This window comes from Streptomyces sp. NPDC007162, from assembly GCF_040634175.1.
Taxonomy (GTDB): domain Bacteria; phylum Actinomycetota; class Actinomycetes; order Streptomycetales; family Streptomycetaceae; genus Streptomyces.
The window spans coordinates 1-23,119 of record NZ_JBEYFC010000054.1; the positions used below are offsets into that span (position 1 = coordinate 1).

Below are 23,119 nucleotides of genomic sequence, written 5' to 3' on the forward strand. Positions count from 1 at the left end.
GCTGTGGATACCGTGGATAACCTCGTTTGCCCAGCTCAGGGCCGAGATTTTGTCCACTGCCCCTGTGGGTGGAGCCGGTGGACAACTCGGTGTCTCTGTGGAGAACAGAAAGTTCTGCACACACCGTGCACAGCCTGAGGTGACTTCTCCCCAACGCCGTCCCCAGCTTTACCCACCTTTCCCACAGGCCAACCCGGCACCTTCATGTGACGCCTTTCACTCGACTCGGTGAGCGGGCGCGTCGCGTTGCCGAACAGTGGACAGCCATGTGGAGAAGGTAGGCAATGCTGGGGACAACCGCCCCTCAGCCTGTGGGGCGACGGTGGACAACTTCATGCACAGCCTGTGGATCATCTCGTCGTCCACAGTCTGTGGAGATCCGTCGTCCACGATTCCACAGGCGCCTGAGCTGCCGTGATGTCCTTTCGACCCCCAGCCTGTGGACGACGTTCGGGACAACTTCACAGTCCCCAGGGTGTGGACGCAAGAAAGTCGGCAAATCTGTGGAGGACGCCCGTAACCAGGCCGTTAATCGAACAGCGGACCTCGGTTGAGCGCCCCCTCGGGGCGCGAGGCCGTGTCGATATGCGGCTCCGCCGCGCGGGCGCGACCAGCCCCACCGACCGGCACCGGACCCCCTCCGAACCACCCCACGACGCCAAAAGGCGCCCCTGGGATCTCTCCCAAGGGCGCCCTGAACGCCGTGGAGCCGTCGGCTACACCGCTACCCGTTCTTGATGCGGTTCGTCAGCTCCGTCACCTGGTTGTAGATCGACCGCCGCTCCGCCATCAGCGCCCGGATCTTCCGGTCGGCGTGCATCACGGTCGTGTGGTCCCGGTTCCCGAACTGCGCCCCGATCTTCGGCAGCGACAGGTCGGTCAGCTCCCGGCACAGGTACATGGCGATCTGCCGCGCCGTGACCAGCTGCCGCCCGCGTGAGCTGCCGCACAGGTCCTCGACGGTGAGGCCGAAGTAGTCGGCGGTCGACGCCATGATGGCCGTCGCGGTGATCTCGGGCGTCGTGTCCTGGCCGCCCGGGATCAGGTCCTTGAGGACGATCTCCGTCAGCCCGAGATCGACCGGCTGCCGGTTGAGCGACGCGAACGCCGTCACCCGGATCAGCGCACCCTCCAGCTCACGGATGTTGCGCGAGATGCGGGAGGCGATGAACTCCAGCACCTCCGGCGGCGCGTTCAGCTGCTCCTGTACCGCCTTCTTGCGGAGGATCGCGATACGCGTCTCCAGTTCCGGCGGCTGGACGTCGGTGATCAGGCCCCACTCGAAACGGTTTCGCAGCCGGTCCTCCAGCGTGACCAGCTGCTTCGGCGGCCGGTCGCTGGACAGCACGATCTGCTTGTTCGCGTTGTGGAGCGTGTTGAAGGTGTGGAAGAACTCCTCCTGCGTCGACTCCTTGTCCGCGAGGAACTGGATGTCGTCGACGAGCAGGATGTCCATCTCGCGGTAGCGCTTGCGGAAGCTGTCGCCCTTGCCGTCGCGGATGGAGTTGATGAACTCGTTGGTGAACTCCTCCGAGCTCACGTACCGCACGCGGGTGCCGGGGTAGAGGCTCCGCGCGTAGTGCCCGATCGCGTGCAGCAGGTGTGTCTTGCCGAGCCCGGACTCCCCGTAGATGAAGAGCGGGTTGTACGCCTTCGCGGGTGCCTCGGCGACGGCGACCGCGGCCGCGTGCGCGAAGCGGTTGGAGGCGCCGATGACGAACGTGTCGAAGAGGTACTTGGGGTTCAGGCGGGCGGTCGGCTCGCCGGGACCCGTCGCCGGCGCGGGCTTGGCGCCGAGCGGGCCGGGTGCGCCCCCGGCGGGCAGGTCCGGGCGACCCGTACCGCCCCGGTGGCCCTGGCCCGGCCCGCCCGAGGGGCCGGCCGGCTCACGGCGCCCGGGGTCCCGCTGGTCGTAGTCGCCGCGCTCGTAGTCGGACCGGTCGTACTCGGGGCGCTCGTAGTCGGACCGGTCGTGGCCCGGGCGGTCGTACTCGGGGCGCGGCGGTTCGTACTCGGCGCGCTGCTGCTCGTACGACGGGCGGTCCATCGGCTGCTGCGGGCGGTATTCCTGGGAGTAGGAGGAGTCCCCGTAGCCGTCGGACCGGTAGGCGTCCTGGGCCGGTGAGGCGTAGGGGTCGCGCTCGGGGAAGCCGAGCCGCGGCTGCTGCCAGCTGTACTCGTCCTGGCCCGGGCGCGGCCAGGCGCCGGGTTCGGGGCGCTGGTACTCGGAGGGGTAGGCCGGGCGGGCGGTGGGCAGCTGGTCGGCGCGCGGGGGCGGGAGCTGTTCGCGGCCGCCCTGGTCGGGGAGCTGCTCGGGGCGGTCCGGTCGGCGCTCGGCGCGATGCCGGCCGTAGGCCCCGTCGTACTGCGGCGACGGGCCGGGTTCGGGCTCCTCGTAGCGCTGCGTCTGCACGGGGGGCGCCGGCGGGGCCGGGGGGTCTCCCGCGGAGTCGTCCACGGTGATCGCGATCCGGATCGGGCGCCCGCACTCACGGCTCAGGCTCTCGCTGACGATCGGCGCGAGCCGGCCCTCCAGTACGTTCTTCGCGAATTCGTTCGGCACGGCGAGCAGGGCGGTGTCCGCGACCAGCGCGAGCGGCTGGCAGCGCCGGATCCAGTGCTCGTCCTTCGTCTCCACACCCTGACCGCGGCCCTCACCGAGGAGCTGCTCCAGTACTCGTGGCCACACTGCGGCAAGATCGGCAGGTACGTCAGCCACAGGGCACGCTCTCTCACAGGTCCCACGAACGTGTGGTTCGAGGACGGGTCGGGATGAAAATCAGGTCGGGCGGGGATAAAGGAACGAATCGGAGTTCAGCCACGGTAGTCAGCGTGGCGGCTGCGGTTCAAGTTGTTGTCCCCAGCCTGTGGATAGTGTCCCTCCGTCACTGCTGGTTTGACCGAATGGCGTAGCCCCGCGTACCGTAACCAGGTCGAGTTGTCGATGGCTGCTGCCGCCTGCCTCCGATGGGCACAGATCGCTGAAGGTGATCGGGAAGCGGTGCACTCGGGCGTGATGCGAGCTACTCGTGGGCGCACGGTGACAGCCAGGTCGGCACCCGCCAACCCCGATTTGATTTCTGGAGCCCCCGAGTGAGCAAGCGCACCTTCCAGCCGAACAACCGTCGTCGCGCGAAGACCCACGGCTTCCGCCTGCGGATGCGCACCCGTGCCGGCCGCGCGATTCTTGCGAACCGTCGTGCAAAGGGTCGCGCCAGCCTGTCCGCCTGATCCCGATCAGGTCATGACGTCGTGCTGCCTACCGAGCATCGGCTGAGGCGGCGCGAGGACTTCGCGACCGCGGTACGACGGGGGCGCCGGGCCGGTCGCCCGTCTCTCGTCGTCCACTTTCGTAGCGGTGCAACGGACCCGCACGCGCCTGGGGAGAGCGCTCCCCCGACGCGTGCGGGTTTCGTCGTGAGCAAGGCCGTGGGTGGCGCGGTCGTGCGCAACACAGTGAAGCGCAGACTTCGCCATCTGATGCGTGACCGAGTCGCCCTGTTCCCCCCCGGTAGCCTGGTAGTCGTACGAGCGCTGCCCGGAGCGGGTGACGCCGGCCATGCACAGCTGGCCCAAGACCTGGATGCCGCCATCGAACGGCTGCTGGGAGGGGGCGCGCGATGAAGTACCCGCTGCTGGCTCTGATCAAGCTGTATCAGTGGACGATCAGTCCACTGCTCGGGCCGGTGTGCAAGTACTACCCGTCGTGTTCCCACTACGGCTACACGGCCATCGACCGGCACGGTGCGATCAAGGGAACAGCACTCACCGCCTGGCGCATCCTGCGGTGCAACCCGTGGTCGCTCGGCGGTGTGGACCATGTCCCGCCGCGCAAGCGCCCGCGGTGGCACGAAATGCTGCGTGACGCCTGGCGTGCACGCAGGGGCGGGCCCTCCGCCGCCTCGGCCACCGAGGGGAAGCCTCCCACCGAGCTTCCTTCGAGCCCGGCCGCAGAGACCTCGTCCCATGCCCAAGGAGCATGATTAGTGGACACGATTGCCAGCCTCTTCAGCTTCATCACGACACCCGTTTCATGGGTCATCGTCCAGTTCCACTCTGTGTACGGGAAGATCTTCGGTCCCGATACGGGCTGGGCCTGGGGCTTGTCCATCGTCTCCCTGGTGATCCTGATCCGCATCTGCCTGATCCCGCTCTTCGTGAAGCAGATCAAGGCGACCCGGGCCATGCAGACGCTCCAGCCCGAGATGAAGAAGATCCAGGAGCGCTACAAGAACGACAAGCAGCGCCAGTCCGAAGAGATGATGAAGCTGTACAAGGAGTCGGGTACCAACCCGCTCTCCTCGTGCCTTCCCATCCTGGCGCAGTCCCCGTTCTTCTTCGCCCTGTACCACGTGCTCAACGGCATCGCGACGGGCACCACGATCGGCGTCATCAACGAGTCGCTGCTCGCCAGCGCTCGTAAGGCCCACATCTTCGGTGCCCCGCTCGCCGCGAAGTTCACGGACGGTTCCGCGAAGGTGGAGGCGCTCGGCGCCTCCCTCACCGACGTCCGGGTCGTCACCGCCGTCATGATCGTCCTGATGTCGGCGTCGCAGTTCTACACGCAGCGCCAGCTGATGACGAAGAACGTCGACACCACGGTCAAGACGCCGTTCATGCAGCAGCAGAAGATGCTGATGTACGTCTTCCCGGTCATGTTCGCCGTCTTCGGCATCAACTTCCCGGTCGGTGTCCTCGTCTACTGGCTGACCACCAACGTGTGGACCATGGGCCAGCAGATGTACGTCATCCGCAACAACCCCACCCCGGGTTCCAAGGCCCAGGCCGCCTACCTGGAGCGCCTCACCCACCACGTCACGAACCACGGCAAGGCCCGTCGGCGCAGCGAGAAGACGATCATCAAGGCGATCGTCGCCAAGGGCCGTGACCGTAACGAGTTCGAGCGCAAGTTCATCAACGCGCTGACCAAGGCGGGCCTCGTGGCCCAGGCCGACGGCAACGTGGTGAAGGGCGAGGCTCAGGCCGACGTGGTGACCGAGGACGGCGTCACGACCACCGGCGCCGCCAAGCGCCAGCAGCCCAAGCGCCAGACCAAGGCCCAGCGTCAGTCGGGCGCCCCGAAGGCGGCAGGCGACTCCACATCGGAGGTGCCGGAGAAGTCGGACGCCGCGGAGAAGACGACCTCGCTGGAGAAGTCCGACGAGCCGCAAGGGGCAAAGCCTGCCACCGCGCAGACTCCGAAGGCCGGATCCAACGGCCGGAGCAGGGCCCAGTCCGGTCAGCGCAAGGGCGGTCCGCAGCGCCCCAAGTCCCCGTCCAAGAAGTAAGAAGGAGCCCATCCCGTGACGGAAGGCACCACCTCCGCCGCTGCCGAGGGTGCAGACACCCTCACCCGCCTGGAGCAGGAGGGTGAGATCGCGGCGGACTACCTCGAAGGTCTGCTGGACATCGCCGACCTCGACGGCGACATCGACATGGACGTCGAGGCCGACCGCGCCTCTGTGTCGATCATCAGCGACGCGGGCGGCCGTGACCTGCAGAAGCTGGTCGGCCGTGACGGCGAGGTGCTGGAGGCGCTCCAGGAGCTGACCCGCCTGGCCGTGCACCGGGAGACCGGTGACCGCAGTCGGCTGATGCTCGACATCGCCGGCTACCGGGCCAAGAAGCGCGCCGAGCTCTCCGAGCTGGGCGCCAAGGCCGCCGCCGACGTGAAGAACACCGGTGAGCCCGTGAAGCTCAAGCCGATGACCCCGTTCGAGCGCAAGGTCGTGCACGACGCGGTCAAGTCCGCCGGACTGCGCAGCGAGTCGGAAGGCGAGGAGCCGCAGCGGTTCGTCGTCGTACTGCCCGCCTGACAGGCCCCCTGCTTCACCGGCCCCGTCTGTCCGCAGACGGGGCCGATCTTTGTCAGCCTGTAGTTCTGGTGGTCGGTGCGCGAAGCGCCGGCGCTGTACGGAAGGACGGTCCCCGTGACGGAGGCTGCGGAGCTCCCCCCGGCGCCCGAACAGGCGCGGGAAGTGTTCGGCGAGCGCTTCGCCGATGCGGTCCGCTACGCGGAGCTGCTCGCCGAGGCAGGCGTGCAGCGTGGTCTGATCGGCCCACGGGAAGTGCCCCGCCTGTGGGAACGGCACCTGCTGAACTGCGCGGTGCTTTCGGAGGCCGTCCCCGAGGGGGTGACGGTGTGCGATGTGGGCTCCGGCGCCGGTCTGCCGGGCATCCCGCTGGCGCTGGTGCGGAACGATCTCAACATCACCCTGTTGGAGCCGTTGCTGCGGCGCACCAACTTCCTGACCGAGGTCGTCGAGCTGCTCGGCCTGGACCATGTGACCGTGGTGCGCGGCCGTGCCGAGGAGGTCATGGGCAAGCTGCCTCCGGTACATGTGGTGACGGCCCGTGCCGTCGCCCCGCTGGACCGTCTGGCCACCTGGGGAATTCCGCTGCTGCGGCCCTACGGCGAGATGCTGGCTCTCAAGGGGGACACGGCGGAGGAGGAGCTGAAGGCCGCGGCGACCGCCCTGGCCAAGCTCGGTGCGGTTTCCACGTCTGTCCTCCAGGTGGGTGAGGGAGTGGTGGACCCGCTGTCCACGGTCGTCCGAGTGGAGGTCGGGGAGAGTCCGGGTGGCGTGCGCTTCGCGGCCAAACGAGCGAAGGCGGCCCGCACAGGACGGGCTCGCCGCCGACGCGGATGACAGTGAGACGTACTCCACACAAGCTGCCGAAACCGCGCATGACGGAGTGTCGCGGCTTTTCGGCCCTGCGTGCTGTGCATCGTGTTTCACGTGAAACGTCGTTCCTTGCTGCACGGCATCATCGGCCGGGGCCGCGCTGCGGCCGAACCGCGTGATCGAAAGCCCCTCGGTTCCCTTGGAGGGGACCCGGCTGGTGACACTCCGTCCTCCCTGCGGGGCACGGAGTTGTCCACAGAGGTGGATTTCTCCACAGAACAACAGGCCTCACTGGTTCACCACCCCGAAGACATGGGAGGCTCTGTTCATTGCGAGCCTGAAGTCGAGGAGAGTGAATCCTTGCGGTCCGACGCCAACATCGCGGGACCGATGACCGATCCGGTCCCCGGTCCCCGTACCGAGTCGATGGGGGCGGATGTTTCACGTGAAACACCGCCTCCGATGGACGACACTCCCATCGGTCGTGCTGCCCAACTCGCGGTGGAGGCTCTGGGCCGCGCCGGCGAAGGCCTGCCACGTCCGGAGCAGACCAGAGTCATCGTGGTCGCCAACCAGAAGGGCGGCGTGGGCAAGACGACGACCACCGTCAATCTTGCCGCGTCACTCGCCCTGCACGGCGGTCGCGTTCTGGTGATCGACCTCGACCCTCAGGGCAATGCCTCCACTGCGCTGGGCATTGACCACCACGCCGAAGTTCCGTCCATCTATGACGTGTTGGTCGAGAGCAAGCCGCTCGCCGAGGTCGTCCAGCCGGTGGTGGACGTCGAAGGTCTCTTCTGTGCTCCCGCCACGATCGATCTCGCCGGTGCGGAGATCGAGCTGGTGTCCCTGGTGGCCCGGGAGAGCCGGCTTCAGCGGGCGATCCTGGCGTACGAGCAGCCGCTGGACTACATCCTCATCGACTGCCCGCCCTCGCTCGGCCTGCTGACGGTCAACGCGCTCGTCGCGGGCGCCGAGGTACTCATCCCGATCCAGTGCGAGTACTACGCACTGGAGGGGCTGGGTCAGTTGCTCCGCAACGTCGACCTGGTGCGGGGGCACCTCAACCCCGACCTGCATGTGTCGACCATCCTGCTCACCATGTACGACGGCCGGACGCGCCTCGCCTCCCAGGTCGCGGACGAGGTGCGCAGCCACTTCGGCGACGAGGTGCTGCGGACGAGCATTCCCCGCTCGGTCCGTATCTCGGAGGCACCGAGCTACGGGCAGACGGTACTGACCTACGATCCTGGATCGAGCGGTGCCCTCTCCTATCTTGAGGCGGCCCGAGAAATCGCGCTGAGGGGTGTCGGTGTCAGCTACGACCCGACACAGGCCCATATCGGCGCACAGACCAACCCGAACATGGTGGAGGGGATCCAGTGAGCGACCGACGGAGGATTGGGCTGGGCCGTGGTCTGGGCGCGCTGATCCCTGCTGCCCCGACCGAGCGGACCCCGGCTCAGACCGCGGTGGAGGGCGGGGCGACCGGGGCCCCCGCCGCGGTACCGCCGCTGACGGACCGCGGGGTCGCCGCGGCCAAGGTGACCACCCTGCCGCCGGCTGTCCAGGAGCCCGAGGAACCCTCGGTGTTCGGCGCGGCCCCGGAGATCCCCGCGCCTCCGATCGGTGCCCACTTCGCGGAGATCCCCCTCGACGACATCACACCGAACCCGCGCCAGCCGCGTGAGGTCTTCGACGAGGACGCTCTGCACGAGCTTGTCACCTCCATCCAGGAGGTCGGTCTGCTCCAGCCTGTCGTGGTCCGGCAGTTGGGCCCCGCACGCTATGAGCTGATCATGGGCGAGCGGCGCTGGCGGGCCTGCCGAGAGGCCGGTCTGGAGGCGATCCCGGCGATCGTCAGGGCGACGGACGACGAGAAGCTCCTCCTGGACGCGCTGCTGGAGAACCTGCACCGTGCCCAGCTGAACCCGCTGGAAGAGGCTGCCGCCTACGACCAGTTGCTGAAGGACTTCAACTGCACGCACGACCAGCTGGCCGACCGGATCGGGCGCTCGCGTCCGCAGGTCTCCAACACGCTGCGGTTGCTGAAGCTGTCGCCGGCGGTTCAGCGCAGGGTCGCCGCCGGTGTCCTGTCGGCCGGCCACGCCCGGGCGCTGCTCTCCGTCGACGACTCGGAGGAGCAGGACCGACTGGCCCACCGGATCGTGGCCGAGGGGCTGTCGGTGCGGGCCGTCGAGGAGATCGTGACCCTGATGGGCTCCCGCCCTCAGACGGCGACCCGTGCCAAGGGGCCACGGGCCGGAGGCCGCGTCTCCCCGGCGCTGACCGACCTCGCGACCCGGCTCTCGGACCGCTTCGAGACACGGGTGAAGGTCGACCTCGGCCAGAAGAAGGGCAAGATCACCGTCGAGTTCGCCTCGATGGAGGACCTGGAGCGGATCCTCGGGACGCTCGCGCCGGGCGAGGGGCCGGTCCTCCACCAGGGACTCCAGGACGGTGACGCCCCGGGCTCCGAGGAGTCCGAGGACTGACCGTCCCGGCTGGTGTCCGAGAGCGGATCGTGCCCGGTGTGAACCGGACACGATCCGCTCTTTGCTTTCATCCGGTGCCGATGTGATCGCGGGGTGGATACGATGCGTTCGGTATGGCGCATTCATCCGGCAGCTGGCAGCACCTCTGGATGGGAGGCGGGGGCCGTGCGATCGATGAGCCGCACCGGACTGGTGAGCGCGGGCCTGGGACTGGGTGCGACCGTAGGATTCGTCGGCAGTCTGCTCAGGGAACGCGGCGCTCTGGCAGCCGCTCGCGACGCCGCGGGCGAAGGAAGCGAGGAACAGCCTTCATGGGGCGTCGGCTCGTACCGCTCACGCTGGACAACCTTCAGGACCTTCCCAAGCGCTGCCGCTCGTGTGTCTTCTGGGAACTGGATCCCGTCAGCGGCGAAGCAGCGGTGAGAGCGGGGACACCCGCGATGGAGAAGGAGTCCTGGATCTCCGCCGTCCTGCTCGACTGGGGTTCCTGCGGTCGGGTGGTCTATGTCGACGACGTGCCGGTGGGCTTCGTGCTCTACGCGCCGCCCGCCTACGTTCCGCGCTCCACGGCGTTCCCCACCAGCCCGGTCGCACCGGATGCCGTCCAGCTCATCACGGGCTTCATCACGCCCGGCTATCAGGGACAGGGACTCGGGCGTGTGATGGTCCAGACGGTCGCCAAGGATCTGCTGCGACGCGGCTTCAAGGCGATCGAGGCGTTCGGGGACGCCCGCTACAAGGAGCCGGCTTGTCTGCTGCCCGCCGAGCACCTGCTCTCCGTGGGCTTCAAGACGGTGCGGCAGCACCCTGTGCATCCCCGGCTGCGGCTGGAACTGCGGACGACGCTCTCCTGGAAGGAAGACGTGGAGCTGGCGCTCGACAGGCTGCTGGGGGCCGTACAGAAGGAACCGGCGCTACGACCGCTCTAAGGCGAATGGGCCAACCCGCAGGGGTTGGCCCATTCGTGTTTCACGTGAAACATCACTCGGCGATGAAGTCCTCAAGGTCGCGCACGAGCGCTGCCTTCGGCTTGGCGCCGACGATGGTCTTGGCGACCTCGCCACCCTGGTAGACGTTCAGGGTCGGGATCGACATGACGCCGTACTTGGCCGCCGTGTTCGGGTTCTCGTCGATGTTCAGCTTGACGATCTCGATCTTCTCGCCGTGCTCGGCGGCGATCGCCTCGAGAGACGGGGCGATCTGGCGGCACGGACCGCACCACTCGGCCCAGAAGTCCACCAGGACAGGCTTGTCGCTCTTGAGGACGACCTCTTCGAAGTCGGCGTCGGTCACATGCTTCAGGGTGCCGGCCACGGCGGGCTCCTTTACTTGATGGTGCGGTGGGGCGGATGGGAGATGATCAGACGGTGCTCTTCTCGGGCTCTGCCTTCTCCTCGTCCGCGAGGGCGGCGAGGAAACGCTCGGCGTCGAGAGCAGCGGAGCAGCCGGTGCCGGCCGCGGTGATCGCCTGGCGGTAGGTGTGGTCGACCACGTCACCGGCGGCGAACACACCGGTCACGTTGGTGTGCGTCGAGGGCGAGGCGACCTTGAGGTAGCCCTCCTCGTCGAGGTCGAGCTGGCCCTTGAACAGCTCGGTGCGCGGGTCGTGACCGATCGCGATGAACAGTCCGGTCACCGGCAGGTCGGAGAGCTCACCGGTCTTGACGTTGCGCAGCTTGAGGCCGGCCAGCTTCTGGTCGCCCTGGACCTCGGCGATCTCGCTGTCCCAGGCGAACTTGATCTTCGGGTCGGCGAAGGCGCGCTCCTGCATCGCCTTGGAGGCGCGCAGGGTGTCCCGGCGGTGGACGATCGTCACGGACCTGGCGAACCGGGAGAGGAAGGTGGCCTCCTCCATCGCGGTGTCGCCGCCACCGATCACCGCGATGTCCTGGTCCTTGAAGAAGAAGCCGTCACAGGTGGCGCACCAGGAGACGCCGCGGCCGGAGAGGGCGTCCTCGTTCGGCAGGCCGAGCTTGCGGTGCTGGGAGCCGGTGGTGACGATGACGGCCTTGGCCTTGTGGACCGTGCCCGCGGTGTCCGTGACGGTCTTGATCTCACCGGTCAGGTCGACGGAGACGACGTCGTCCGGAACCAGTTCGGCGCCGAAGCGCTCCGCCTGCGCCCGCATGTTGTCCATGAGGTCGGGGCCCATGATGCCGTCGCGGAAGCCCGGGAAGTTCTCCACCTCGGTGGTGTTCATCAGCGCACCGCCCGCGGTGACGGCACCCTCGAATACGAGAGGCTTCAGCGACGCGCGCGCGGTGTAGAGCGCCGCCGTGTAGCCGGCGGGCCCGGAGCCGATGATGATCACGTTACGGACGTCGCTCACGGCTTGATTCCTCGTCTCTGGTCTACGTCAGTTCGACCGGTGGGAGCTTCTCTCGGAAGCTCTCACCCCACCCAACGGATCCTACGGGGCGCGCATTCCCGGTGTGTCCGGGCACACGGCCATCCCACACCTACGGATTTCCGCGTCGGGCGGAGACGATGCGTCCTCGGCTCGGAGTCGTGCCGGAGGCGGGTCAGGGGCGAGCCAGGGATTCCGTCAGAAGGACCTTGCCGGGGGAGGCCGAGCTGCCGCAGTCGGCGTCCACGACGAAGGCCGTCACCCGCGAGGAGTCCGCGGCGTCAGGGAGGACGACGAGATAGACGCGCTTTCCCTCGTACGTTCCCTCCTTCGCGGCGAGCGGGTCACCGGACTGGCTGATGCCACCGCGGACGCACGGTGGTACCGATGGCAGCGGCTGGATGAAGGGGGAGTACGGGGTTGCTGACGACCCGGACGGGGTGGAGTCGCCCTGGATACCCCTCTCCGGCTTCTTGGAGCCGCGCAACGTGGCCTTCTTGCCGAGGAGGCCGTCAACCTCCGCCTGCAGGGTGCTCTTGGTGAAGCCCACAGCGGAGTTCGTCGGCTTGCCCTGAGCCGTCACCGACCCCTTGTCGTTGCCGCCGAGCGACAGGAGGAAGAAAGATCCGGCTCCCAGGACGGCGGCGGTGAGGACAGCGCCCAGGACGACCGTCCGGCGGCGACGACCACGGTCGGGTCCGCGGTTCCTGCGACCAGGACCGGTCGAGGGGCTCGGCCGTCCTGCCGGGCGGCTTGCCGAGGGTGGGAGTGTCGAGGGTGGGAGCGCCGATGTTTCACGTGAAACATGAGCCTCGGGTGGGGCGGCGTTCAACAGAGCTTCGGCGGCGAGAGCCGCATCGATCCGGCTCGCGACATCGGCCGGCATGGCCACGGGACCGGGCACCGCGCCGAGCAGGCCCCGGATCTCGTCCAGTGAGGCATGGACATCGGCACAGAGCTCGCACCCGTCCAGGTGCTGTCGCACTTCCGCGGTCCGGGCGGGCGGGAGCAGACCTTCGGTCAGGTCGGAGATCTCCGAGACGTCCGGGTGCCCGGTCGTGTCTGTCGTCGACGTCACGCTCGTCCACCTCCGCCCTTCATCGCGGCCGGATCGCTCGGCCCGGTGTGCTGCTGCGAGCCTCCGCTTCGAGGCCCCGCTGCCGGTGGGACGGATGTCCCCTCCGCCCGGTTCCGTGCCGGGTCAGGGTCGTTCTCGTCACCGGTGTTTTCCGGCCGCAGATGACTGAGCAGCGGCAGGAGTCTGGCTCTGCCGCGAGCGCAGCGGCTCTTCACCGTCCCCGTGGGCACCTCGAGGATCCGGGCCGCCTCCGCGACCGGATATCCCTGCATGTCGACCAGTACCAGGGCGGCGCGCTGGTCGTGCGGGAGCGTGCCGAGGGCTTCCAGCAGCTGGCGGTGCAGATCGTGCCGCTCGGCCGGAGCGGAGGCCGATTCATGCGGCTCCAGCAGGTGCTCCAGCCGCTCGGCGTCGTCGACCGGGGACGTCTTCCGGGAGGCCGCTTTGCGGGCCCGGTCGAGGCAGGCGTTCACCGTGATCCGGTGCAGCCAGGTCGTGACGGCCGACTGGCCCCGGAAGGTGTGGGCGGCCCGGTAGGCGGAGACGAGAGCGTCCTGGACGGCGTCAGCGGCCTCCTCGCGGTCCCCCAGGGTCCGCAGGGCGACCGCCCAGAGCCGGTCCCGGTGGCGCCGCACGATCTCACCGAAGGCATCGGGGTCACCTTCCACATGGCGGGCGAGCAGCTCCTGATCGCTCACTCCGCCGTATCCGGCACCCTCCGCCATCTGCCCCCTCCGCCTTCGGTGCCCCCGGTTGGAACGTCAGCCTGTGAACTTCACTTCGTTGATGGCCTGCTTGTAACCGGCGTCCGAGTACGTGGCAGGGTCCGCACCCGAGTTGGGTACGGCGGTCATCCACAGAAGCACGTACTGGCTCTTGACCTTCTTGCCGACCTTCACCGTGGCGGTGTTTCCCGTGGTGGTGACGCTGCCGATCTTCGTCAGCGAACTCACCGGCCCGGGGGCCAGCGAGTCGGCGGCGTAGAGCGCGACCGTTGTGTGATCGCCAGAGTAGCGAAGGGAGATGGTTCCCGTGGTGAGTTCCTTCGCCGAGCCCAGGTCGTAGACGATGCCGACACCGGCCTTGTACGGCGCCAGCTCGGGACCCTCGTTGAAGGTTTTCGTCCGCCAGTAGGTCGAGCTGTTCCCGTCGTAGGTGAACTTGACGTCGCCCGGGTGCTGAGCCCCGCCGTCGACGACGTACTCCTGGGCGTCCTGGATCTTTATCGGGGTGACCGGCGCGGGGCTGGCGTTGTTCTTGTCGCCGTCGTCCGTCGTCTGCGTGGTGGTGCCGTCGGACTTGTCGCCCTGGTCCATCAGGGCCTCCGCGAGCTGCCAACTGCCCAGGCCCAGGGCCGCGATGAGAAGGGCCGAGACAGCCCATTTCAGTGCCTTGCCGGTGCGGCTCTGGAGCGGGGGCGGCGGGGGCTGGATGGGCTGCGTCACGCCGGGGGCCGCGGGGCGGCCGTAGGTGCCCTGCTGGTACGTGGTGCGCTGGTACTCGGGCGGTGCCGTGAACGCCGGCTCCGGCGGGCGGATGCGAGGCATCTCGCCGATCGCCTTCACCAGCTCCTCGGGCGTGGTGCAGGCCGACTCGTGGCGGGACGCGGTGGCACCGTCGTTGACCAGAGCGCGCATGGCGAGCTCGGACAGGCCACGATGGACCCCGGCGCGTACCTGGTCGGGTGCGATGAGGCCGACGTCCTTGGGCAGGCCGGCCAGACCGTAGGCGTCGTTCTCGTACGGCCAGCGCTGGGTCAGCGCCGCGTACAGCAGGGCGCCGATCGCCTCGGTGTCGGTGCGCTGCGGGGTGTCGGAACTGATTCCGCGCAGTGCCGCGTTCACCGCGAGGCCGCGGATGCGCCACTGGCCGGTGGAGGTGCGCAGTACCGCGTTCGGGTTGAGACGGAGGTGCGCCAGGCCCTCGCGGTGCGCGGCCGCCATCGCGGAGGCGATCTGACTGACCATCTGGTAGGCGTCGTGCGGCTCCAGCGGGCCGGCCGCGAGCAGCGCGGTCAGCTCGGTGGCGTCGGGGAGCCATTCGTGCACGACGTAGACGAGGTCGTTCTCCTCGACGGCGTCCAGCACCTGGACGAACCGGGGATCGCCGAGCAGCGCGGCGGACCGGGCGGCGGCCAGCACCGCACGGCTGCGCGCATGGTCGGCGGGCAGGATGTGAACGCCGACGGCACGCCGGAGTTTCTCGTCGACCGCACGCCAGCTGCTGAATCCGTCCAGACGGGTGACGCACTCCTCGAGACGGTAGCGTCTGGCGAGTTTGTGACCGCTGTGCAGTTCGGGAGGTGAGGTCTTCTTCCCGGGGTCCGCGGCCGTACCGCTCCCCTGGGCCTCGTCGCTGTCCGTGTCCTGCTCCGGGTTCTGGGCCACCCCGTCGGCCGTGGACTGGTCCGCCTTGGCGGTCAGCGGCTTGTCACCGCTGTTGTCTGCCACGTCGACGGCAGCCGTGCTCCGTTCCGCCACCGTCGTTCCCTGCCTCCCCATCCGTTGCACGCTGTCCGACGCCGAAACCAATTGTGCCCACAGTCCCCCGCTATGCACGACACGCGGCGGCGAACGATGGTTGTGCGCTTACCCCTGTCTCACCGACCCAGACGCCCGCGCACCATACCCACGAGGGAGTTGAGCTCCTCGATGCGCATGCGGCGCGCGGCGACGTAGAAGACGCCGAGCAGGAGGACTCCGCCGGCCAGCAGCGCGGCGAAGGAACCGATCACACCCTGCCCCAGAGTGTGGCCGATGCCGTAGCAGGCCGCACCACTGAGCAGCGCCGCCGGTACGGAGGCGATGCACAGCCGGGCGTAGGTGCGGGTGACCCGGGAGCCGTCGAGGTCACCGCCGAGCCGCTTGCGCAGCCGCCGCCAGGCCACCCCGACGCCGGTCGCGTAGGCCAGGCCGTACGAGGCGGCCATGCCCGCCACCGCCCAGCGTGCCGGGAGCAGGTAGTAACAGGCGACCGACGCGCCCGCGTTGACCGCGGCGACGATGACCGTGTTGTAGAACGGGGTGCGGGTGTCTTCGTAGGCGTAGAAGGCGCGAAGGACGACGTACTGCACCGAGTAGGGGATCAGGCCGAGGGCGAAGGCCATCAGCATGAAGCCCATGTTGGTGGCTTCGCTGGTGCCCGAGGAACCGAAGATCAGGGTGCACATCGGGATGCCGAGGGCCAGGAAGCCGAAGGAGATGGGGACGATCGCGACGGCGGTCGTCCGAAGGCCCTGGGAGATGTCGTCGCGGACGGCGCCCGTGTCGTTCTCGGCGGCCGAGCGGGAGATCCGCGGCAGCAGGGCCGCCATCAGCGAGACCGTGATGATGGCCTGCGGCAGGCCCCAGATCAGCTGGGCGTTGGCATAGGCGGCGAAGCCGGTGCCGTCGACCGGGGACCGTTTGCCGGCCGCGGTCGACAGCTGGGAGACGACGATCGCGCCCGCCTGGTTGGCGAGGACGAAGAGCACGGTCCACTTGGCGAGCGTGGCGGCCTTGCCGAGACCGTGGCCCCGCCAGTCGAAGCGCAGCCGCAGCCGGAACCCGGTCTCGCGCAGGTAGGGGATCATGGCCAGGGCCTGGACCACCAGACCGAGCAGCACGCCGAGGCCGAGCAGCCGCTGGCCCTCCGGCGGGATGTTGGTGACCTTCATGCCGGAGTGCGCGGCGGTGCCGTAGACCCAGATGAACAGGCCGAGGGTGACGATGATGACGATGTTGTTGAGGACCGGGGTCCACATCATCGCGCCGAACTTGCCCCGCGCGTTGAGGATCTGGCCCATCACCACGTGGATGCCCATGAAGAAGATCGAGGGCAGGAAGTAGCGCACGAAGGTGATGCCGACCTCGTTGGCCGCCGGGTCGCTGGCCACCGGGTCGGACAGCAGGCGGATCAGAAGGGGCCCGGCCGCGATGGTGGCCGCGGTGAGCAGGCCCAGCGCCACCATGACGAGGGTCAGCAGCCGGTTGGCGAACGCCTCGCCGCCGTCGTCGTCCTCTTTCATGGCGCGCACCAGCTGCGGCACGAAGACCGAGTTGAGGCCGCCGCCGACGGTCAGGATGTAGATCATCGTCGGCAGCTGGTAGGCGACCTGGAAGGTGTCGCCGAGCAGACCGACGCCCAGCGCGGAGACGATCAGGGCGGAGCGGACGAAGCCGGTGAGGCGGGAGACCATCGTGCCCGCCGCCATCACGGCGCTGGACTTGAGCAGCCCCCCGGCCTTCCCGCCCTTCTTGACAGGGGCCGGAGCGGGGGCGGCGGCGGTGGCCGGCGCCGCTGCCGCGACGGGCGCGGCACCGAGGTTCAGCGTCTGGTCGCTCGCGGGGGACGCGGCGGCCGGAGTCGCCGGCGCCGGGTACCGCGGTCCAGCAGAGACCCCGCCCGGGGCGGCGGCCGGACCCGGTACCGCCGCGGGCTCGGGCGGCAGCTGGGTGCCGCCCTGCTGCGGGTCCCGGTAGCCGCTCTGCTGCTGGTCCCGGAAGAGGTGGGCGAACGCGTCCGGCTCGTGGCGTTCCTCACCGGAGTGCGAGACCAGGTCGTCCACGCCCACGAACTGGGTCGTACGGGGGTTGTCGCCGTACGGCAGGTACTGGGTCGGGCCCTCCGGTTCGGGTGCCGGTGTCTGGGCCCACACCTGCGGGTCGGGGGCGTACGGAGACTGGGCGGGCCGGCCATAGAGAGGCTGCTGGGGGTACGTTCCCGGGGGCGGCGGCGGGTGGGCGGCACGGTCGTAGAGCGCCTCGGCGACCGGGTCCTGGGCCGAGAGGTCCTGTGCCCGGTAGGGGTCCTGGTCGTAGGCGTCCTGGAGGTACATGTCAGCCGCGTGCTGCGGCGGGACCTGGCCGGGCTCCGGCGGCGGCTCGGGGTAGCCCGAACCGGCCGCGCCCTGGCCGCGTTCACCGTCGTACGGCGCGTTCATGGTTACCCCACCTCATCGTCCCGGGCCACACCGGCCACGACATCGCTCAACGGTCCACTCTCTCACCCGTCCCGGACGGGTCGGCGCTTTCCGGTGCGGTGTCCGGTGTCGGGTCACTCGGCTGCTCGGGGTCGTCTGCCCCGGACCGGGCGTCGGACTCTCCCGGGCGACGGCCGTCATGAGTGCCGGGGTTCCCGGGCCCCGCGGTGTTATCGGGCCCCTTGTCCGCCCGGGTGTCCGCGGTGTTCCGGCCCTCGCCCTCAGGGGTGTCCGGGGTGTCCTCGCCGGCCGGGTCCGGGCCGTCGCCCTCCGCGGCCTGGCGGGCGGCCGCCCGCTTGCGCTGGGTGTACATCCGGAATCCCGCGAGCACCAGCAGCAGCACACCGCCGCCGATGACCAGCATCACGGTGGGCGTGACCTCGGTGACCTTCACGTCGAAGTGGACGGCTTGGCCGTACTCCTGGCCGTCCTGGGTGTAGAGCTGCGCGGTGACCTCCACCCGGCCGTTGGCGTTGGCCGAGGTGGAGAACTTCACGGACTGGCTGTGGCCGCCGGAGACCTCGACGCGCTGCTCGTCATAGGGCTTGCCCCCGATCTCCAGCCGGGTCGGCATGGTCGACGTCAGCCGCAGGACGAGGTGGTCGACGCCTTGGACCAGGTTGTTCTGGACGGTGACCGGGATGGTGGCGCTGCGCCCGGAGAGCTTGGTCTCGGACTTGTCGATCAGTTTGACCTCGCCGACGAGGTCGTCGAGCCAGGACTCCACGCCCGTGCGGAAGCTGTCCGCGTCGGTGCCGCGACCCCGCCACGACGTGGACATCTCCCGGTTTATGGCCCGGCCGAACGGGGTCACCACCCGGGCCTGGTTGCTGAGGATCACCTGGAAGTTGTCGAGCTTGTCCTGGGTACGCGCGATCTGCTCGAAGGCCGTCCGGGGCAGCTCCTGCTTTCGCAGCGAGGACGGGTAGGCGGACGACGAGGGGATCTTCGTGCTGGCACCGGGATCCGGCTTGTCCTTGGCGGCGGCCGTCAGGTTCTGGGACTGCGACCAGTTGCTGTCCTGCAGCGCGGCGATGGCCGTGGCCATGGCCTGGGCCTGGCTGGAAGAGGGCATCCGCTGCGGGGCGACGACGATGCTGCGCTGTTTGTCGGTCTGGGTGTTCAGGGCCAGGCTCTGGGCCAGGAACCGCTGCACCGCGAGCGTCGCCGAGTCCGCTGTCGTCAGATCGCCCTCGAACGCCGTGGACAGCCGGGCGTCCGCGACCACGGCCGTCGTGCCGCCGCCGATCGGACGCGCCGCGGAGGGCGTGTAGGACAGGCCGCCGGTCTCCTGGAGGCTGTCACTGCGGGCGATCACCTTGTCGGCGCCCGCCGAGGTGGCCACCTTGATGATCGACGGGTCGACCGCGCCGTTCACGGGCCATGCGAAGTCGGTGTTCGGTGTGACATGGAGCACGGTCTCCACCGTGGTGGCGGCGACGTCGGTGGCGTCCTTCAGGTGGCTCAGTGAACCGGTCACCGCGGTGCCGTTGTGGGCGAGGGAGGCCAGGTCCGGGTCGGCGAAGGGGAGCGCGACGACCTCCTTGTCGGCCACCGCGTCCTGGAGGTCTGCCAGGAACTGCTTGGCCACGGCCTGGTGGGTGCCTGCCGTGGTGCTGTCACCGGGGCCTTGGATCTGGTAATTGCCGGTCATCGCGTCCACGGAGGCCAGCAGGTCCGGGTCGATCACCCAAGTGACGTCCAGGTCCTTGCCGAGTGCCAGCATCTGGGCCAGCCGGCCGCCGGGCGAGATCTCCTTGGCGAGGTCCTCGTTGAGGAAGACCGGCGTCTGCAGCTCGCCCGCCCCTGTTTTCGCCGTCATGTGGACGGTGGAGATCAGCGGCCACAGGTACGTCGTCCTGGTCTTCGTGTCCGCCTCGGAGGACTGCCAGGGCAGGAACGTCTGCTGGACGCCCAGCACCTGGTCCCACTGCTGCGCGGTTGTCTTGCCGGACAACGAGACACCGAACGGGTACACCCCGTCCTGTCCCAGGTCGAGCTTGTCGACGGGGACGGAGATGCTGAAGTGCTCGGCGACCCCCGGGGGGAGCGAGTCGAAGTCCTCGGTGTACTTGCCGCCGATCTCGGTGCCGAGGCCCGACTGGAGCTCCTCGGACTGCTGGGCGGCCGTGTCGATCGCCGACCGGGTACTGAGCGGGGAACCCACCCGCAGATCCACATGGGCGTCCGTGACGGCATGCTTGCCGTTGTTGGTCACCGTGCCGGAGACCGTCAGCGTGTCCCCGTCGCTGGGGGCGCTGGGGCTCAGTGAGTCAAGGGCCACCGACACGGCGTTCGACCCGGCCGCCTGGGCCGGCGCCGCGGCCGGCAACTGCATCAGTCCGGCCAGCAGAGGCGCACCCGCGAGCAGTGCCCCGGTGCGCCGCAGCCAGCGGCGGGCAGGTGAGGGCGTCCCCTGGAAGTCTGCCGCCTCGGCCACGCGCTCGTCCGTCCCTTGTCGTCGTCAGTGGTCGTCGGAATGTGCGTCCACGCATGGTAACGAGGCGCGCTGAGCTGAAGTGCCGCGGTCCGCTTCACAAGATCGGAGAAGCGTATCGGCGTTTCCCCTATATCCAGTATCAACAGAAGACTCCGGTAAGAGTCGAATACTGCTTTTGCGCGGGTATGGAGCAGACTGCCCCGGCGCCGCGTATGGGCGGCCTGTGGGGAGTACGGGGGGAATACGGAGGCGCTGGGGGTGGCCCGGGGCACGTACCCTGTGCTGTTGTGCCGAACGCCAATGAAGACAATCCCTCTGCCCTGAGCCAGGCGCAGCAGCGCGCGGTGAGCGAACTGCTGCGGGTGGCGCCCGTCGCCGACGACCTGGCCCGCCGGTTCCAGGAGGCCGGGTTCTCCCTCGCCCTGGTCGGTGGCTCGGTCCGGGACGCGCTGCTGGGCCGGCTCGGCAACGACCTGGACTTCACCACGGACGCCCGCCCCGAGGACGTGCTGAAGATCGTCAGGCCCTGGGCGGACGCCGTCTGGGACGTCGGGATCGCCTTCGGTACGGTCGGGGCGCAGAAGGACGCTCGGGTAGGGGGGACCGTTCGGTCCTTCCAGATCGAGGTGACCACCTACCGTTCCGAGGCCTACGACCGAACCTCGCGCAAGCCCGAGGTGTCGTACGGGGACTCCATCGAGGAAGACCTCGTCCGTCGTGACTTCACGGTCAACGCGATGGCGGTGGCCCTGCCGGAGAAGGAGTTCATCGATCCGCACGGTGGCCGGGAGGACCTGGCCGCACGCGTGCTGCGCACGCCGGGGACGCCTGAGGAGTCCTTCTCGGACGACCCGCTGCGGATGATGCGTGCCGCCCGCTTCGCGGCCCAGCTCGACTTCGAGGTGGCTCCCGAGGTCGTCGCGGCGATGACGGACATGGCCGGTCGGCTGGAGATCGTCTCGGCCGAGCGGATCCGGGACGAGCTGAACAAGCTGATCCTCTCCGCCCACCCTCGCAAGGGGCTCACGCTGCTCGTCGAGACCGGCCTCGCCGACCAGGTACTGCCCGAGCTTCCTGCCCTGCGTCTGGAGAGTGACGAGCACCACCGGCACAAGGACGTCTACGACCACACGCTGATCGTTCTGGAGCAGGCGATGGCGTTGGAGGAGAGCGGTCCCGACCTCGCCCTCCGTCTTGCCGCACTGCTGCATGACATCGGCAAGCCGCGCACGCGTCGCTTCGAGCAGGACGGCCGGGTCTCGTTCCACCACCATGAAGTGGTCGGGGCGAAGATGACCAGGAAGCGCATGACGGCGTTGAAGTACTCCAACGAACTGGTGAAGGACGTCTCGCGGCTGGTCGAACTCCATCTGCGCTTCCACGGCTACGGCACCGGGGAGTGGACGGACTCGGCGGTCCGCCGCTACGTACGCGACGCAGGCCCGTTGCTCGACCGTCTGCACAAGCTGACCCGGTCCGACTGCACCACCCGTAACAAGCGGCGGGCCGCGGCGCTCTCCCGCGCCTATGACGGCCTGGAAAACCGGATCGCCGAGCTTCAGGAGAAGGAGGAGCTCGACGCGATCCGCCCGGACCTCGACGGCAACCAGATCATGGAGATCCTGGGGATCCGCCCCGGCCCGGAAGTGGGCCAGGCCTACAAGCACATGCTGGAGATCCGGCTGGAGAACGGCCCGATGGAGCATGACGCCGCGGTGTCCGCGCTCAAGGAGTGGTGGGCCGAGCAGGACTGAGCGTGCCGGCAGGAGGGATGTTTCACGTGAAACACCCTCGGATGCGGGGGCGATGTTTCACGTGAAACATCGCCCCTCTCCGCTTTCTCCTTGCTGCTTCCTCCCCTGCTGTGCCTCGTACCGGGCCATGGCTGCTGCAACTGCTGCGTACAGGAGTGCGACCGTGATCACGAGGGCCGCGGAGCGGCCGTCCGGCGGGAGCATCACGGCGGCGACGCCCGCGGCTCCGACGAAGGCGACATTGAAGAGGACGTCGTACACGGAGAAGATCCGGCCGCGGAAGGAGTCATCGACCGCGGACTGCACGACGGTGTCGGTTGCGATCTTCGCGCCCTGGGTGATCAGCCCCAGCACGAAGGCGGCGACGAGCATGGGGACGGTCGTGAACGGGAGACCCAGAGCGGGCTCCAGAACGGCGGCGGAGGCGGCGCACACGACGATCCAGCGGGCTGGTCCCAGCCGCCCGGCGGCCCATGGCGTCACCATGGCCGCAGCGAAGAACCCCGCACCGGAGAGACCCAGGGCGAGTCCCAGCAGCGCGAGACCCCTGTCCGGGCCGGAGGAGAGGGCGTAGCGGCACAGCATCAGCACCATGACCAGCAGTGCGCCGTAGCAGAAGCGCATCGCCGTCATGGTGAACAGGGCCCAGGCCGCCTCCCGGCGCCGGGGCGCCGCGAGATGCCGTATCGCCTCCCGCAGGTCGCGCGTGGTGGTGAGGACAGCCGCTCGCAGGCTCGGCCGGGTCGGATGCCGGTCGGGACCGAGGAGTCCGGGGGCCATGGTCAGGGAGGCGAGGGCCGCGCACAGATAGAGGACGGCACCCAGCAGAACGACGGCAGCGTCGGAGCCCGAGGCGACCAGTCGTACGGCGAAGGCCAGGCCGCCGCCGACGGTCGCGGCGAGGGTTCCCGCCGTCGGTGACAGAGAGTTGGCCAGCACCAGTCGGTCGGTGTCCACCACCCGCGGGAGCGCGGCCGACAGACCCGAAAGGACGAAGCGATTGACGGCCGTGACACACAGGGCGGAGGCGTAGAACAGCCAGTCGGGCACGTCACCGACCATCAGGGCGGCGGTGACCGCGGCCAGCAGCGCGCGCAGCAGATTGCCGTGGAGGAAGACCTGGCGGCGACGCCAGCGGTCCAGCAGGACACCGGCGAAGGGGCCCACCAGCGAGTACGGGAGCAGCAGGACCGCCATGGCCGAGGCGATCGCGGCCGGTGAGGTCTGTTTCTCCGGTGAGAAGACGACGTAGGCGGCGAGCGCGACCTGGTACACGCCGTCGGCGCCCTGGGAGAGCAGCCGCACGGCGAGCAGACGGCGGAAGTCCCTCAGGCACAGCAGGACACGCAGGTCACGGACGACGGGCATGGGGCACAGCCTCACATATGGGGCCGCATCCATGGGAAGGGTCCCCGGGTC

The 23,119-nt window shown here is 69.0% G+C and carries 19 protein-coding genes; 10 read left to right on the forward strand and 9 right to left on the reverse strand.

Annotated features, from left to right (window positions below):
* Positions 1-724: 724 nt before the first annotated feature.
* The gene (gene dnaA / locus ABZ646_RS09330) at positions 725-2,719 is read right to left on the reverse strand and encodes a chromosomal replication initiator protein DnaA (RefSeq protein WP_360514996.1); all 1,995 of its coding nucleotides are present in this window, start codon (positions 2,717-2,719) and stop codon (positions 725-727) included.
* Between the two features lie 374 nt (positions 2,720-3,093).
* On the opposite strand from dnaA, the gene rpmH reads away from it, so the two are divergent.
* The 9 genes from rpmH (at position 3,094) to ABZ646_RS09375 (ending at position 10,050) form a co-directional block, all read left to right on the forward strand.
* The gene (gene rpmH / locus ABZ646_RS09335) at positions 3,094-3,231 is read left to right on the forward strand and encodes a 50S ribosomal protein L34 (RefSeq protein WP_015659252.1); all 138 of its coding nucleotides are present in this window, start codon (positions 3,094-3,096) and stop codon (positions 3,229-3,231) included.
* A 21-nt stretch (positions 3,232-3,252) separates the two neighbouring features.
* Complete coding sequence (gene rnpA / locus ABZ646_RS09340; RefSeq protein WP_360514999.1) at positions 3,253-3,624, forward strand: ribonuclease P protein component; 372 nt, start codon at positions 3,253-3,255, stop codon at positions 3,622-3,624.
* Complete coding sequence (yidD, locus tag ABZ646_RS09345) at positions 3,621-3,983, forward strand: membrane protein insertion efficiency factor YidD (RefSeq protein WP_360515002.1); 363 nt, start codon at positions 3,621-3,623, stop codon at positions 3,981-3,983. The genes rnpA and yidD overlap by 4 nt, the downstream gene beginning before the upstream one ends.
* Positions 3,984-3,986: 3 nt before the next feature.
* On the forward strand, positions 3,987-5,288 hold the full coding sequence (gene yidC, locus ABZ646_RS09350; protein ID WP_360515005.1) for a membrane protein insertase YidC: 1,302 nt from the start codon (positions 3,987-3,989) through the stop codon (positions 5,286-5,288).
* Between the two features lie 15 nt (positions 5,289-5,303).
* Positions 5,304-5,816 (forward strand): R3H domain-containing nucleic acid-binding protein, encoded by a 513-nt coding sequence (locus tag ABZ646_RS09355; RefSeq protein ID WP_360515008.1) that lies wholly within the window; start codon positions 5,304-5,306, stop codon positions 5,814-5,816.
* 114 nt (positions 5,817-5,930) lie between these two features.
* Positions 5,931-6,650 carry a 16S rRNA (guanine(527)-N(7))-methyltransferase RsmG gene (gene rsmG / locus ABZ646_RS09360; RefSeq protein ID WP_360515011.1) on the forward strand — a complete coding sequence of 240 codons (720 nt, stop codon included), beginning with the start codon at positions 5,931-5,933 and terminating at the stop codon, positions 6,648-6,650.
* A 288-nt stretch (positions 6,651-6,938) separates the two neighbouring features.
* The gene (locus ABZ646_RS09365) at positions 6,939-8,012 is read left to right on the forward strand and encodes a ParA family protein (RefSeq protein WP_358972150.1); all 1,074 of its coding nucleotides are present in this window, start codon (positions 6,939-6,941) and stop codon (positions 8,010-8,012) included.
* Entirely contained in the window at positions 8,009-9,121 is a 1,113-nt protein-coding gene (locus tag ABZ646_RS09370; protein WP_360515014.1) for a ParB/RepB/Spo0J family partition protein, read from the forward strand. Before ABZ646_RS09365 ends, ABZ646_RS09370 begins: the two co-directional genes overlap by 4 nt.
* A gap of 311 nt (positions 9,122-9,432) precedes the next feature.
* On the forward strand, positions 9,433-10,050 hold the full coding sequence (locus ABZ646_RS09375) for a GNAT family N-acetyltransferase (protein WP_360515017.1): 618 nt from the start codon (positions 9,433-9,435) through the stop codon (positions 10,048-10,050).
* A gap of 52 nt (positions 10,051-10,102) precedes the next feature.
* On the opposite strand, the gene trxA is transcribed toward ABZ646_RS09375, so the two are convergent.
* The 7 genes from trxA to ABZ646_RS09410 all read right to left on the reverse strand — a co-directional run bounded on the left by trxA (position 10,103) and on the right by ABZ646_RS09410 (position 19,946).
* The gene (gene trxA, locus ABZ646_RS09380; RefSeq protein ID WP_089100462.1) at positions 10,103-10,435 is read right to left on the reverse strand and encodes a thioredoxin; all 333 of its coding nucleotides are present in this window, start codon (positions 10,433-10,435) and stop codon (positions 10,103-10,105) included.
* Positions 10,436-10,481: 46 nt separating this feature from the next.
* Positions 10,482-11,450 carry a thioredoxin-disulfide reductase gene (gene trxB / locus ABZ646_RS09385; RefSeq protein WP_360515021.1) on the reverse strand — a complete coding sequence of 323 codons (969 nt, stop codon included), beginning with the start codon at positions 11,448-11,450 and terminating at the stop codon, positions 10,482-10,484.
* Between the two features lie 193 nt (positions 11,451-11,643).
* A complete protein-coding gene (locus tag ABZ646_RS09390) occupies positions 11,644-12,546 on the reverse strand; it encodes a zf-HC2 domain-containing protein (protein WP_360515024.1) in 903 nt (300 codons plus the stop codon).
* A complete protein-coding gene (gene sigM, locus ABZ646_RS09395; protein WP_360515027.1) occupies positions 12,543-13,271 on the reverse strand; it encodes an RNA polymerase sigma factor SigM in 729 nt (242 codons plus the stop codon). The genes ABZ646_RS09390 and sigM overlap by 4 nt, the downstream gene beginning before the upstream one ends.
* A 36-nt stretch (positions 13,272-13,307) precedes the next feature.
* Positions 13,308-15,026 (reverse strand): protein kinase family protein, encoded by a 1,719-nt coding sequence (locus tag ABZ646_RS09400; RefSeq protein ID WP_360515030.1) that lies wholly within the window; start codon positions 15,024-15,026, stop codon positions 13,308-13,310.
* Between the two features lie 119 nt (positions 15,027-15,145).
* The gene (murJ, locus tag ABZ646_RS09405; RefSeq protein ID WP_360515033.1) at positions 15,146-17,467 is read right to left on the reverse strand and encodes a murein biosynthesis integral membrane protein MurJ; all 2,322 of its coding nucleotides are present in this window, start codon (positions 17,465-17,467) and stop codon (positions 15,146-15,148) included.
* Positions 17,468-17,513: 46 nt separating this feature from the next.
* On the reverse strand, positions 17,514-19,946 hold the full coding sequence (locus ABZ646_RS09410; RefSeq protein WP_360515036.1) for a DUF6049 family protein: 2,433 nt from the start codon (positions 19,944-19,946) through the stop codon (positions 17,514-17,516).
* A gap of 287 nt (positions 19,947-20,233) precedes the next feature.
* Here ABZ646_RS09410 and ABZ646_RS09415 point away from each other — a divergent pair, with 287 nt between their 5' ends.
* Positions 20,234-21,700 (forward strand): CCA tRNA nucleotidyltransferase, encoded by a 1,467-nt coding sequence (locus tag ABZ646_RS09415; protein ID WP_360515039.1) that lies wholly within the window; start codon positions 20,234-20,236, stop codon positions 21,698-21,700.
* A gap of 57 nt (positions 21,701-21,757) precedes the next feature.
* Here ABZ646_RS09415 and ABZ646_RS09420 read toward each other — a convergent pair whose 3' ends face one another.
* Positions 21,758-23,068, reverse strand: coding sequence for an MFS transporter (locus tag ABZ646_RS09420; RefSeq protein ID WP_360515042.1), 1,311 nt, complete (start codon positions 23,066-23,068; stop codon positions 21,758-21,760).
* Positions 23,069-23,119 lie beyond the last annotated feature (51 nt).